The sequence below is a fragment of the Devosia insulae DS-56 genome (genome assembly GCF_000970465.2).
Classification (GTDB): Bacteria; Pseudomonadota; Alphaproteobacteria; order Rhizobiales; family Devosiaceae; genus Devosia_A; species Devosia_A insulae.
Genome location: NZ_LAJE02000213.1, coordinates 1 through 12,905, shown reverse-complemented (window position 1 = coordinate 12,905; position 12,905 = coordinate 1). Strand labels below are relative to the sequence as shown.

Below are 12,905 nucleotides of genomic sequence, written 5' to 3'. Positions count from 1 at the left end.
ATCGAAGACAGAGCCTCGACTCTTCACCTCCCCCTTCATGGGGGAGGCCGGGAGGGGGCCGTCTCTATCAGTGTGCCTAGCGGTGATGCTCCGCGGTGATCCAGCGGACCGTCTGGCTCCAGGAGCGCATCACCACGGTATTGGTGCGAACCGTGTTCTTGCCGTAGCGCACGCCGCTCAACAGGGTGCCGTCGGTGACGCCGGTGGCGGCGAACAGCACGTCGCCGGAAGCCAGCTCGTCGGTGCGGTATTTCCGGTTCGGATCGGTGATGCCCATCTTCAGCGCGCGGGCGCGCTTCTCATCGGTATCGAGGATCAGCTTGCCCTGCATCTGGCCGCCGATGCAGCGCAGCGCCGCCGCGGCCAGCACGCCCTCCGGAGCGCCGCCGGAGCCAAGATAGATGTCGATGCCGGTATCCTCGGTGTTCACCGCGTGGATGATGCCGGCGATATCGCCGTCCGAGATCAGCTTGATGGCGACGCCGGCGGTACGCAGGTCATCGATCAGCGCGGCGTGGCGTGGCCGATCGAGCACGCAGGCGGTGATCTCGTTCACCGGCACACCCTTGGCCTTGGCCAGCGCCTTGACGTTGACGGTGGCGCTCGCATCGAGATCAACGACGCCCGCGGGGTAGCCGGCGCCAATGGCGATCTTGTGCATGTAGACGTCGGGGGCGTTGAGCAGCCCGCCGCGCTCGGCCATGGCGAGGACGCAGATCGAATCCGGCTGGTTCTTGGCGCACAGCGTCGTGCCCTCGAGCGGGTCGACGGCAATATCGACTTCCGGGCCGTCGCCGGCGCCCACTTCCTCGCCGATGAACAGCATCGGCGCCTCATCGCGCTCGCCCTCGCCGATGACGATCCGGCCGTGGATGTGCACATTGCCCATCTCGGCGCGCATCGCTTCGACGGCAGCGGCATCGGCCGCCTTTTCGTCGCCCTTGCCGCGCCAGGTGGCAGCGGCGAGCGCCGCCGCTTCGGTGACACGCACCAGTTCGAGGGTAAGCGAACGATCGATCGCCGCCTGCCGGTCGGTATCGGACTTGCCGAGCTTCATGAACTCTCCCTTCCCCGCCGCACGGGGCTTTACGTGGCCTATGCGGTCGCCATCCCGTACCGCAAAGCCGGGAGGGTTCCCGGGCATTTCACCGCTTCGTTGAAGCGGTGAAATGCTCCAGGCTTTGATCTGTCGCGCCTTCGAACCGGAAAAGTCTGCAACTTTTCCTGAAGGCACTCCTAGAGTTGCTCGATCCGGATCATCTGCGGATCGCCGACGATGAAGCCGTCGCCTTTGATCGCCTGGAGGGCGTCGCGGACGGTCTGCTCCATGGTGGAGTGCGTGAGCAGCACCACCGTGCGGGACTCGGTCCCCGTCACGCCCGGCTCGCTAACACGCAAATCCGGACGCTGGATGACGCTTTCCAGCGAAATGCCCGCGGCACCCATCCGGGTAGCAATAGCGGCAAACGCTCCGGGGACATCTCTGACATTTAGTCGGATGTAGTAGCCGCCCTCGTGCTCGCGGATCGGCGCGCGGCGATAGGGCGTCAGCTCCGCCACCGGCACGCCGAGCGGCGGCACCTTGGTGCCGCGGGCGATGTCGAGAATATCGGACAGTACCGAGGAGGCCGTCGGCGGGCCACCGGCGCCGGGGCCGGCAAGCAGCAGTTCGTGCACATGGTCGGTTTCGAGCGCTACCGCGTTCAGCACACCATCGACGCCGGCCACCGCAGAGGTTTTCGGCACCAGCGTCGGATGCACCCGCTGGTCGATGCCATCGGCCGAGCGCTGGGCGATGCCGAGCAGCTTGATCTTGTAGCCGAGGTCGCCGGCCACCTTGATGTCGGCCTGGCTGATGCTGGTGATGCCTTCGACGAAGATCTCGTCGGGCGCGATTTCGCAGCCGAAGCAGAGCGAGGCGAGAATGGCAAGCTTATGCGCCGTGTCAAAACCGTCGACGTCGAAGCTCGGATCGGCTTCGGCATAGCCCAGCTTCTGCGCGTCGGCGAGGCACTCGGCGAAGCTGATGCCCTCGTTGCCCATGCGGGTCAGGATGTAGTTGCAGGTACCGTTCATGATGCCATAGACGCGGGCGATGCGGGCCGAGCCGAGGCCTTCGCGCAGCGTCTTGATCACAGGGATGCCGCCGGCCACCGCCGCTTCAAAGCCGAGCTGGGCGCCCGATTCCTCCGCTGCCCTGGCGAGGTTCACCCCATGACGGGCCAGCAGCGCCTTATTGGCGGTGACCACCGGGCGGCCGATCTCCAGCGCGGCTTTCACCGCGGCCAAAGCCGGCCCGTCCTCGCCGCCGATCAGCTCGACGAACAGGTCGATGCTGTCGGATTTGGCCAGCGCCACCGGATCGTCGAACCATTCGAGGTTGCTCGCATCGATGCCGCGGTCGCGGCTGCGCGAGCGGGCGCAAACGGCGGTGACGGTGATCTTGCGACCGAGCTTGCGGGTCAGCTCCTCGCCGTCCTTCTGAATGATGCGGACCAGCGTCGCGCCGACATTGCCGAGACCGGCAACGCCGATGCGCAGCGGCGCCTCGAGCGCAGCGTCCGCGTGGTCCTGCATCGACTTGAGAATCCGGGTCCGCGTATCAGAGCGGGGCTCGCGCCCTTCCCTGAGGTCGAACACGAAGAGCGGGTCGCCGGCGATGGTGCGTCCGAACCGGGTCGGGGTCCAACCGCGCGCCGCAATGAAGGCTTCGACGGATTGGCGGAACGACTGGATATCGGACATAGAACAGCTCTCGGAATTGGTGCGAGAGCTATGGATAGGAAAGACCCTATCCGTCAATAGGACTGATGGCGGCGGGAGGCAGTGATAGCATTGCATGCAATGCATGCACGAGGATCGATCAATGGCCAATCTGACAATTCGCCAGCTGGACGATGACGTCAAGGAACGGCTCCGCAAGCGAGCTGCTGCCAACGGTGTGTCCATGGAAGAGGAAGCCAGAAAGGCGCTGCAGAACTGGGTGGCTCGCGTAGAGCCCCGAGAAGGAATGGGCACGCGCATCCGCCGCAGGTTTGCTCCCCTCAGCGGCGTCGAACTGGACGTTCCGCCGCGGGGGCCTTCGCGCCCGCTGCCGGACATATTTGACGACGAATGATCGTCCTCGACACCAATGTCGTTTCAGAGCCGATGCGACCCCGACCAGACATGCGTGTGGTTGACTGGCTGGACGCGCAGGACCCGGCAGAGCTGTGGTTGACCGTGGTCACGGTTGCCGAACTTCGCACGGGTATCGCCAAACTTGGATCCGGGCCCAAGCGCTCATTGCTGGTGGAGCAGGTCGAAGCGACCCTGGCAGACTTCGAAGACCGCATCCTGCCTTTCGACGCGGATGCAGCCCTCATCTATGGTGAGCTTGCGGGCCCCATGGTCGCACAGAAGGTGACGTTCGCGCCGCTCGACGTTCAACTGGCGGCGATAAGCCTCGTGCACGGAGCTACGCTGGCGACGCGCAACGTCAAGCAGGTCACGGACTTTGGCGTCCCGTTCGTCAACCCGTGGGACGTCTGACGCTCCGCCCTACTTCCCCACGCGCTCGGCCGCCGCGGCGACCTTCTCGAAGTAGCGCGGCATACCCCACTTGATCGACAGGGCGCTCGAGGAGATCACCGACATGTTGAGGATGCGGTCGTCCATCTTCACATAGGCGCCGCTCTTCACCTGCGAGGCGGCCGCGATATAGGGGCGAGCAAAGAACTCGTCGGCCAGCTCGGGCGCGTTGAAGAAGCCGATGAGGATATCGGCCGGAATCTGGTCGAAGTTCTCGTAACTCAGCGGATACCAGAAGCCCTGCAGGTCGCCGCCGGCTGGCGAACGCTCGGGGATCGCCAGCCCGGCCAGCGCCAGTAGCTTGGCCCGCGCATCGTCGGCCGAATGGATGGCGGCGGCGCCATTGTAGTCGATCAGCGTCACGGCGCTCTTGCCGGATAGTGCCGGGTACTTGGCGGCCTCGGCCTTGATGAAGGCTTCGAGCTCGGCGACCAGCGCGGTCGCCTCGGCCGGCCTGCCCATCGCCTCGCCGGAAATGCTGATCACCTGCTGCCAGGTCGCCGTCCACGGCTGCTCCGGATAGGCGACCACCGGTGCGATCTGGCTCAGGAGCTTGTATTCATCCTCGCTGATGCCCGAGTAGACGGCAAGGATCAGGTCGGGTTTCAGCGCGGCGATCTTTTCGATCGGCGCACCGGCGCTATCGTCGAAGGTCTCGGGCGTGGCGCCGCCAACCTTGGCAATCGCTTCCTCCACCCACGGCACGATATCCTTATCGAAGCCGGCCGAGCGGAAGCTCGGGAAGCCGACCGGCACGGTGCCGAGCGCGATCGCGGCATCGGTCGAGGACCAGCCCAGCGTCACGATACGCTGCGGCGCGGCCGGGATCACCGTCTCGCCCAGCGCATGCTTGATGGTGACGGGAAAGCTCTGCGCCAGCGCGGGCGAAGCCAGCAGCGCGAGGAACAGCGCCGCGACGGCGTGGAGGACGAGTCTCATGGGACAGAATCTCACTTCTTGGCGCTGCGGGCGGCCGCCGCGATGATTTCGGCGTAGTGCGGAAAGCCCCAGCGCAGCGACAGCGCACTCGGTGGCGAGACGGCGGCGACATATTCGATGCCGACCAGCGAGGCGAAAGCGCCTTTCTGATATTGCGGCTGGCTCTGCGCGTAGGGCTTGGCGAAGAACTCGTCCGAAGCCGCCTGGGTCTCGTAATAGGTGATGAGGATGTCGCTCTTGAGCTGATCGAACAGCTCGTAGCTCAGCGGGTAATAGAACGAGCCGTCCTTGGGCGACAGCTCGGTGACGCTGGGCGCCAGCACCAGCCCGATATCGGTGAGGAACTTCATCCGTGCATCGAGCGCGTCATAGACGGCGATCGAGCCGTCGAAATCGTTGACCCCGGCAAAGCTGGTGCCGGCGATCTCCGGATATTTCGCCGCCTCGTCGGCAACGAACTTCAGCGTATCGGCGACCAGCTGCTCGGCCTCCGCCGGCCTGCCGACGACCTGGCCGATGATTCTGGTCACATCCTGCCATGGCGTGCTCCACGGCTGGTCGGGATAGGCGACGGTGGGGGCGATCTGGCTGAGGCGGGCGTATTGCTCGGTATTGAGGCCCGAGAACACCGCGATGATCACGTCCGGCTTCTGCGCGGCGATCTGCTCGAACGGGATGTCGGAGCTGTCGGAGAGCTGCACAGGCGTCGCCGCGCCAAGTTCTTTCAACTTCTCTTCTACCCAGGGGTGCAGCCCATTGTCGCCGCCGCCATAGGTGGAGAACGGCATGGCCACCGGCACCACACCCAGCGCCAGAAGCGCATCATGGTTGCCCCAGCCCCAGGTGACGATCCGCTCGGGGGCTTTCTCGATCACCGTCTCGCCCAAGGCGTGCTTGATGGTGACGGGAAAAGACTGCGCCAGCGCCGGAGCGGCGGCAAACAACAGGGCAAACGCAACAAGAAGTCGGCGGAACATGACGTGGCCTCCAGCAAGCTGAAAGCTGATAATCATAGTCATGTTATTGGAGCAAGCGGATTCGGGCGTTCGCCGCACCCACCGGGTCATTCCCGAGTGAGGGGAAGCTGTGGTGGCGCTCACAAACGCAAACGGCCCGGTCACTGACCGGGCCGTTGCAAACTCTTGTCGGTCCGCCCTACTTCGCCGCGGTGATCGGCACGACGTTGCCGTGGCTCGGCTGGCTCTGCAGGAACTTCTTGATGTTGCGCGCCGCCTGCCGGATGCGCTGCTCGTTCTCGACCAGCGCGAGGCGGATGTACTGATCGCCATACTCGCCGAAGCCGACGCCGGGGGCGACGGCGACACCGGTCTCCTGAATCAGCAGTTTGGCGAACTCGAGCGAGCCCAGATGGGCGAACTGGTCGGGGATCGGGGCCCAGGCGAACATCGTCGCCTTGGGCGACGGGATGGTCCAGCCGGCGCGACCGAAGCTTTCCACCATCACATCGCGGCGGTCCCGATAGACGGTACGCACGTCCTCGATGACGCTGTCCGGGCCGTTGAGGGCCGAGGCGGCGGCGACCTGGATCGGGGTGAAGGCACCGTAATCGAGATACGACTTCACCCGGGTCAGCGCCGCGATCAGCCGCTCGTTGCCGACGGCGAAGCCGACACGCCAGCCCGGCATCGAGTAGGTCTTGGACATCGAGGTGAACTCCACCGTGATGTCCATGGAACCTTCGACCTGCAGCACCGAAGGCGGCACCTCGTCATCGAAATAGATCTCGGAATAGGCGAGATCGGAGAGGATGAAGATCGAGTGCTCGCGGCAGTACTTGACCACTTCCTTGTAGAAATCCAGCGACGCCGTATAGGCGGTCGGGTTGGCCGGGTAGTTGAGGATCAGTGCGATCGGCTTGGGGATCGAGTGCCGCACGGCGCGATCGAGCGCCCGCATGAAATTCTCGTCCGGCTCGGCCGGCATGGAGCGGACGACGCCGCCACTCATGATGAAGCCGAAGGCGTGGATCGGATAGGTCGGGTTGGGCACCAGCACCACGTCGCCTGGCGCGGTGATCGCCGCGGCCATGTTGGCGAAGCCCTCTTTGGAGCCGAGCGTCGCCACCACCTGGGTGTCGGGGTTCACCTTCACGCCGAAGCGGCGGCCATAGTAGCTGGCCTGGGCTTTACGGAGCCCGGGAATGCCCTTGGACGACGAGTAGCGGTGGGTGCGCGGATCCTTCACCGTCTCCTTGAGCTTATCGACGATGTGCTGCGGGGTCGGCATATCCGGGTTGCCCATGCCGAGGTCGATAATGTCGACGCCGTTGGCGCGGAGCTTGGCCTTGATCGGATCGATATGGGCGAAGACGTAAGGCGGAAGGCGGCGGATGCGGTGGAAATCTTCGTTCATTGGAACCTCGGTGGACCCGCGACGCACTTGCCAGTGCCGCGACGCCTTCAGTGAGGCGCCGATTATCGCGGAATTATGGTTTTGACTCGGTTAAGCGGCGATCACGATCGCCAGGCTCGGTAGGTTCCGCTCTCCCCAGCCGCATGGCGGCGCTCGGGGAGAGCTAGCGAGCGGCGGCGCTAGCGCGCGCGACCACTCCGGCTGCAAAGCCGGCGGCTGCGATTGGCGCTGCTACTCCCTGAGTCATATCCAAACCCTGAGCGAGGATTACGGAGCTTTAGAGGCGGCAACGCCCGATGGTCAAGCTCAATAGAGCGCCACAACATCCGGACCGGACAAAGCGCGTTCGAGCTGGTCGAACCAGGTGGTCCAGCCTTCGTTCAGCGCCCCCTGCTCCGCCTCGTCCATGCCCGGGCCATTCCAGGCATTGGTGAAGCGCATCTCGGTGCGGCCGCCGGACAGCGGGCGGAACTGCATCTCGATATATTCGTCGGTGAAGCCGTGCGTCTCGGTGCCTTCAAAGCTGAAGCTCATGACGATGCGGCGCGCCGGCTCCAGCACCAGGTACTTGCCGACATGGGCGAACTTGCCGCCATTGCCGGACGGGTTCTCGACCCGGTAGCTGCCGCCAACTCGGGCATCGGCCTCGACCAGATGGCCGAACCAGCGGCGCATCGTGTCGATATCGGTCCAGGCCGCATACACCTGTTCGGGCGTCGCCTCGAAGATGCGGACGATTTCCAGCTTGTGCTGTGTCTTGGTCATTGGCTGCTCCCCTTGCTCTGCCGGAACAATGCGTCGAGCGCATCGAAACGCTCGGTCCAGAACTGTTCGTAGAAGGCGAACCACCCGCTGGCGTCGGCCAGCGCCTCGGGCGCCAGCCGGCAGATATGCGATCGGCCCCGCACCTCCCGGCGCACCAGGCCCGCCTGCTCCAGCACTCGAACGTGCTTTGAGGCCGCCGGAAACGACATGTCGAACGGCTGTGCGAGTTCGCCGATATTGTGCTCGCCGCCGGCCAGCGCCCGCAGCATGGCGCGGCGGGTGGGGTCGCTCAGGGCATGGAAGACGGCGTCGAGATGCTGTTCTGAAACCATATGGTTTAACTAGCAGCCTCGACCCCGAATGTAAACCATATGGTTTACGATCTGGCCTTGCTGGCATAGCGGAGCGAGTAGGCGACGCCGACCAGGATCGGTGCGAAGACGCAGCCGAGCAGCCACCAGATCAGGGCAGGAGTCGGGACCAGTGCGGCGGCGGCGACCAGTACGAGGCCGGAGACGATGCAGAGCAGACCGGTGAGGCGATGCGTGGCCTGCCAGTTGGCCGTGTCCTTGAGCGTGGTCGGCAGCCTGAGGCCGGCAAAGCTGTTGGGCTGCGACTTCGGCAGCACATTACCAAGGACGACCAACAGGCCACCGAGCGCAAAGCCGATGACCTGCACCATGTTCACCGGCACGCCTATGCCGATCAGCACGGTCGCCGCCTCCATGACCAGCGCGAGCCCGGTTATTGCCGTCACGACCACGCCGTAGCTGTGCCTACCGGCCGCGATGTCGCTGGGCTTTCCGAACCTGGTAATCGCGAGGAAGATCACCCAGACCACCGCCACCATCAGGAATGGCACGAGCAAGGCCCACTCGCGCGGCAGGAACCCATCGGCCTCGCCGCTCGGCCCCCAGTGCACCGGCAGCATGGTGCCTGATGGCACCAGCGCCAGCCCGGCGACGAACACCGCAACGAGGGCGACGAGGAGCGCGATGCGGATCGGGGTGAACAGCGGGCTCATGACTTGGGCTCCTTGAAGCTCATAAGGCCCGAGAGAGCCTCTTCGAGAATGGACATGTTGAGGTGGTAGATGAGGCTGGTGCCCTGTCGCTCGACGGCGACGAGCTCGGCCTCTTTCAGCTTGGCGAAGTGCACCGAGAGCGTGGGCTTACTCAGCGTGAAGTGCTCCGCCAGCGCGCCGGCCGACATCGGCCCGCCCCTGAGGAGCTGGAGGATTTCCCGGCGCACCGGGTGCGACAGAGCTTCGAAGACGGCGTTGATACCCATAAGACCCGCTCGCGTGGCGACGGGCCTTATTTAGATATTTCTCTAATTAGAGTCAAGGCGAACGAGTGTCGCCTTTCACCGGCAGATATTGCAGGAACTGGTCGGTGCTGGCCGCCCAGGAGAACTGCTCAGCGTAGGCACGGCAGCCCTCTCGCGAAACGTCCAGAGCCTTCAGCGCCGCCGCCTTCAGGTCATGGTCGAGCACGCCGACCGGCGCATCGCCGATCACATCGATCGGCCCGGTCACCGGGAAGGCCGCCACCGGCGTGCCGCTGGCCAGGGCCTCGAGCAACACCAGGCCGAAGGTGTCGGTCTTCGACGGGAATACAAACACGTCGGCCGAGGCGAACAGCCTCGCCAGCTCCTCGCCCTGCCTGGGGCCAACGAACACCACGTCGGGGTATTCGGCCTTCAGCTTCTCGAGGCTCGGCCCTCCCCCCACCACCAGCTTGGTGCCGGGAAGGTCGAGTGAGACGAACGCCTCGATGTTCTTTTCCACCGCGACGCGGCCGACATAGAGGAACACCGGCCCATCATAGGCCAGCGGCTCGCGTCGAGCCGGGTTGAACAGCTCGGTATCGACGCCCTTCTGCCAGATCACCGCATTGGTGAAGCCGCGCTGTTCCAGCAGCGTCTTCAGGTGCGGTGTGCCGACGAGGCAGTATTTCGCCGCGCCGTGAAACCAGCGCAGGAACCGGTAGCTCCAGCGCAGCGGCACCGGCAATCGGGCCCGCAGGTATTCGGGGAACTGCGTGTGGTAGGCGGTCGAGAACGCAAACCGGTGCTTCCGGCACCAGCGGCGCGCCATGATGCCGAGCGGGCCTTCGGTGGCGATGTGGATGGCGTCGGGCGCCGCAGCTTCGATCCGCGCATAGACCGGCTTCATCAGCGTGCGGCTCAGGCGGATCTCGCCATAGCCGGGCATCGGGAAGGTCTTGAACTCGTTCGGGGTCAGGAGCTTCACGGCGATGCCGCGCTTTTCCATCTCCTTGATCACCAGCTCGATCGAACGCACCACCCCGTTGATCTGCGGGTGCCAGGCGTCGGTGACGATGAGAACGGTCTTGGGCTGCGGCATTGGCTGCTCGTCTGAAGGCGGGCAATGGGTAACTTGGACAGACGCCAAAAGCAAAGGGGCCGGATCGCTCCGGCCCCTCGGCAAATCTGAAACTCGAAGCTTGGCTTGCGCTTGGGCGAGTCAGGTGCCGTGGTTCTCGAGAACCGGAGCGGAGCGTACTAAAGTACGTGAGCACCGGAAGCGCAGAAAACCGCGGCAGATGGCCGCCCAAGTAGCAAGCGTTAGCGCTTGGAGAACTGGAAGGAACGACGGGCCTTAGCCTTGCCGTACTTCTTACGCTCGACCACGCGGCTGTCGCGAGTGAGGAAGCCGCCGGCCTTCAGCACGCCGCGCAGCTCGGGCTCGAAATAGGTCAGAGCCTTGGAGATGCCGTGACGGACGGCGCCAGCCTGGCCCGACAGACCGCCGCCCGAAACGGTGGCGATGACGTCGTACTGGTCGACGCGCGCGGCGGCGACGATCGGCTGCTGCAGCACCATCTGGAGCACCGGACGGGCGAAGAAGGCGTTGAACTCCTTGCCGTTGACGGTGATCTTGCCGGCACCCGGCTTGATCCAGACGCGGGCGATGGCGTTCTTGCGCTTGCCGGTGGCATAGGCACGGCCCTGCGCGTCGAGCTTCTGCACGTGCACGGGAGCATCGGCGGCAACAGCGACGACGTTGGCAGCGCCCAGGTCTTCGAGCGAATTGATGGTCTCGGCCATTACTTGGCCCTCACATTCTTGGAGTTGAACGAAGCGACGTCGAGCTTCACGGGCGCCTGAGCCTCATGCGGGTGGGTCTCACCGGCATAGACGCGCAGGTTGCCGTACTGCTTGCGGCCGAGCGGGCCTTCCGGGATCATGCGGCGGACGGCGTTCTCGAGCACGCGCTCGGGGAAACGGCCCTCGAGCAGCTGACGCTGGGTCCGGTCCTTGATGCCGCCCGGATGCCCGGTGTGCCAGAAGAACCGGCGCTGATCGAGCTTCTTGCCGGTCAGCTTCACCTTGTCGGCATTGATCACGACGACGTGGTCGCCGGTATCCATGTGCGGGGTGTAGGTCGGCAGGTGCTTGCCGCGCAGACGCATGGCGATGATGGAGGCAACACGGCCAACCACCAGGTCCTTGGCGTCGATCAGGATCCACTTCTTCTGGATCTCGTCCGGCTTCGCCGTGTAGGTGCTCATCTCGTTTTCCTTGAAAGCAGGCAGAGTGTCCCCTGCCCCGTATTCGTGGCGCGGATATACGGACGCCACCGGAAAGCGTCAAGCGGAAAGATTTTGCGATGTAATTACAATGGCTTGTGCAGTGGGTATTATGATACCACATGCTAAGCCATTGATTTTCTTGATATCATCGCCCGACGAGATGCCGCCTGTACCCACCGGGTCATTCCCGCGAACGCGGGAACCTCTGTTTTCTTGCCTGCGGCACGATCGCAAACGGAGATCCCCGCTTTCGCGGGGACGACATCGAGTGCTTGGAGAGCCTGAGCCTAGGCCCGGCGCGCCGTCGTATCCGCCAGATAGGCCGTCACCAGCCCGGCGAGCATGAAGGCCAGCGCCTGGTGGCCGAGCGCCAGGGAGATCGGCACCATGTTGAGCAGCGTGGCGATACCGAGCCCTACCTGCAACAGGATCAGCAGCGAGATGCGCGGCAGCCAGCCGTGCACACCGCCAAAACCGCCGCGCTTCGACTGGCGCCACAGCAGCCAGCCGACATAGAGCACCACGGCATAGGCGATCATCCGGTGGATGAACTGCACGGTCAGGGTGTTCTCGAACAGGTTCTTCCAGAACGGCTCGATGACGTCGAGCCCATGCGGGATCAGCGCCCCATCCATCAGTGGCCAGGTGTTGTAGCCCATGCCGGCATCGAGCCCGGCAACGAAGGCGCCGGCGACAATCTGCACAAGGATCAGCGCCAGCAGCCCCCAGACTGGCCAGCCGGCGGGACTGGTGGGTCTGGCAGGTTCGAGCCGCCGCGCTACCCAGACCAGCGCAATGAACAGCAGCGAGGCGGCGCCCAGATGCGCGGCGAGCCGGTATTGCGATACCGAGGTGAGTTCCGACAGGCCGGACGAGACCATCCACCAGCCGAGAAAGCCCTGGAAGCCGCCGAGCACGAACAGCCCGGCCAGCGGCGCGGCAAGGCTCCAGTTGAAGCGGCGCTGGACCAGGAACACCACGAAGGGGATGGCGAAGGCGAAGCCGATGACGCGACCGAGGAAGCGGTGCGCCCACTCCCACCAGAAGATCGACTTAAAATCCTCGATCCCCATCCAGGCATTCTGCACGCCTTGCGGGATCTGCTTATAGGCCTCGAACTCGGCCTGCCAGTCGGCATCGCTGAGCGGCGGGATGGCGCCCGAGATCGGCTTCCACGAGGTGATCGACAACCCGGACTCGGTCAGCCGCGTCGCGCCGCCGACCACCACCATGATCAGCACCAGGAGCGCCATGCCATAGAGCCAGAGGCGGACCGGCCGCAGCCGATCAGTCGCCGGCCTGGATGGTGTGACGGATTGTTCGGTTGCGCTGAAAGCCAAGATGGGTTCCTTTCGGCCCCGACCTACTCCCGGCAGCCGCTCCATTCAATGGCCGCGATGCCGCATCGGAAGCTATGAGCCATGACCCAGTCCACCCGCAAGCTCCTCGGCACCGTGCTGATCCTCGCCTCACTGCTGGTCTGGTCGGTGCTCGGCATGTGGATCTACATGAGCTTCCTCGGCGCCGCGGTGTGGTGGCTGCTGATCGGCTTCTTCGCCGTGATGGGGATGAGCTGGTTCTACCCCGCGACCTGGATCATCCGCTGGATGGCAAAGCCGGACGCGGAATAAGACTGTGCCCCGGTCGGCTTCCCTCCCCCTTGAGGGGAGGGATTGAGGGAGGGGGTGGTGCAGTCAGCAC

General features: G+C 64.7%; 16 protein-coding genes. 3 read left to right on the top strand and 13 right to left on the bottom strand.

The window, feature by feature from the left end:
- Nucleotides 1-76: 76 nt before the first annotated feature.
- Together glpX and VW23_RS15300 are read right to left on the bottom strand one after the other, a co-directional pair.
- A complete protein-coding gene (glpX, locus tag VW23_RS15305) occupies nt 77-1,057 on the bottom strand; it encodes a class II fructose-bisphosphatase (RefSeq protein ID WP_069910415.1) in 981 nt (326 codons plus the stop codon).
- A 179-nt stretch (nt 1,058-1,236) separates the two neighbouring features.
- Nucleotides 1,237-2,577, bottom strand: coding sequence for a homoserine dehydrogenase (locus VW23_RS15300; RefSeq protein WP_069910416.1), 1,341 nt, complete (start codon nt 2,575-2,577; stop codon nt 1,237-1,239).
- 289 nt (nt 2,578-2,866) lie between these two features.
- Between VW23_RS15300 and VW23_RS15295 the strand changes: the two genes are divergently transcribed.
- On the top strand, nt 2,867-3,118 hold the full coding sequence (locus VW23_RS15295) for a FitA-like ribbon-helix-helix domain-containing protein (RefSeq protein ID WP_069910414.1): 252 nt from the start codon (nt 2,867-2,869) through the stop codon (nt 3,116-3,118).
- The gene (locus VW23_RS15290; RefSeq protein WP_069910413.1) at nt 3,115-3,531 is read left to right on the top strand and encodes a type II toxin-antitoxin system VapC family toxin; all 417 of its coding nucleotides are present in this window, start codon (nt 3,115-3,117) and stop codon (nt 3,529-3,531) included. Before VW23_RS15295 ends, VW23_RS15290 begins: the two co-directional genes overlap by 4 nt.
- Before the next feature lie 9 nt (nt 3,532-3,540).
- Here the strand turns inward: VW23_RS15290 and VW23_RS15285 are convergent, their stop codons facing one another.
- From VW23_RS15285 to VW23_RS15235, 11 genes are all read right to left on the bottom strand, one after another.
- Nucleotides 3,541-4,509: an ABC transporter substrate-binding protein gene (locus VW23_RS15285; protein ID WP_069910412.1), complete on the bottom strand. Its 969-nt coding sequence runs from the start codon at nt 4,507-4,509 to the stop codon at nt 3,541-3,543.
- 11 nt (nt 4,510-4,520) lie between these two features.
- Nucleotides 4,521-5,486 (bottom strand): iron-siderophore ABC transporter substrate-binding protein, encoded by a 966-nt coding sequence (locus tag VW23_RS15280; protein WP_069910411.1) that lies wholly within the window; start codon nt 5,484-5,486, stop codon nt 4,521-4,523.
- 178 nt (nt 5,487-5,664) lie between these two features.
- Nucleotides 5,665-6,882: an LL-diaminopimelate aminotransferase gene (locus VW23_RS15275; protein ID WP_069910410.1), complete on the bottom strand. Its 1,218-nt coding sequence runs from the start codon at nt 6,880-6,882 to the stop codon at nt 5,665-5,667.
- Nucleotides 6,883-7,188: 306 nt separating this feature from the next.
- Complete coding sequence (locus tag VW23_RS15270) at nt 7,189-7,647, bottom strand: SRPBCC family protein (RefSeq protein ID WP_069910409.1); 459 nt, start codon at nt 7,645-7,647, stop codon at nt 7,189-7,191.
- Complete coding sequence (locus VW23_RS15265) at nt 7,644-7,979, bottom strand: ArsR/SmtB family transcription factor (RefSeq protein ID WP_069910408.1); 336 nt, start codon at nt 7,977-7,979, stop codon at nt 7,644-7,646. The genes VW23_RS15270 and VW23_RS15265 overlap by 4 nt, the downstream gene beginning before the upstream one ends.
- Nucleotides 7,980-8,023: 44 nt before the next feature.
- Nucleotides 8,024-8,671, bottom strand: a complete 648-nt coding sequence (locus tag VW23_RS15260) for an SdpI family protein (protein ID WP_069910407.1) — start codon at nt 8,669-8,671, stop codon at nt 8,024-8,026.
- The gene (locus VW23_RS15255; RefSeq protein ID WP_244488447.1) at nt 8,668-8,937 is read right to left on the bottom strand and encodes an autorepressor SdpR family transcription factor; all 270 of its coding nucleotides are present in this window, start codon (nt 8,935-8,937) and stop codon (nt 8,668-8,670) included. The genes VW23_RS15260 and VW23_RS15255 overlap by 4 nt, the downstream gene beginning before the upstream one ends.
- Nucleotides 8,938-8,989: 52 nt before the next feature.
- Nucleotides 8,990-10,015, bottom strand: a complete 1,026-nt coding sequence (locus tag VW23_RS15250) for a glycosyltransferase family 4 protein (protein ID WP_069910406.1) — start codon at nt 10,013-10,015, stop codon at nt 8,990-8,992.
- Nucleotides 10,016-10,236: 221 nt separating this feature from the next.
- A complete protein-coding gene (gene rpsI, locus VW23_RS15245) occupies nt 10,237-10,719 on the bottom strand; it encodes a 30S ribosomal protein S9 (RefSeq protein ID WP_055997900.1) in 483 nt (160 codons plus the stop codon).
- Nucleotides 10,719-11,183, bottom strand: a complete 465-nt coding sequence (gene rplM, locus VW23_RS15240) for a 50S ribosomal protein L13 (RefSeq protein WP_055878849.1) — start codon at nt 11,181-11,183, stop codon at nt 10,719-10,721. The genes rpsI and rplM overlap by 1 nt, the downstream gene beginning before the upstream one ends.
- Before the next feature lie 308 nt (nt 11,184-11,491).
- Nucleotides 11,492-12,544 (bottom strand): COX15/CtaA family protein, encoded by a 1,053-nt coding sequence (locus VW23_RS15235; protein ID WP_069910405.1) that lies wholly within the window; start codon nt 12,542-12,544, stop codon nt 11,492-11,494.
- 81 nt (nt 12,545-12,625) lie between these two features.
- On the opposite strand from VW23_RS15235, the gene VW23_RS15230 reads away from it, so the two are divergent.
- On the top strand, nt 12,626-12,835 hold the full coding sequence (locus tag VW23_RS15230; RefSeq protein ID WP_069910404.1) for a DUF2842 domain-containing protein: 210 nt from the start codon (nt 12,626-12,628) through the stop codon (nt 12,833-12,835).
- Nucleotides 12,836-12,905 lie beyond the last annotated feature (70 nt).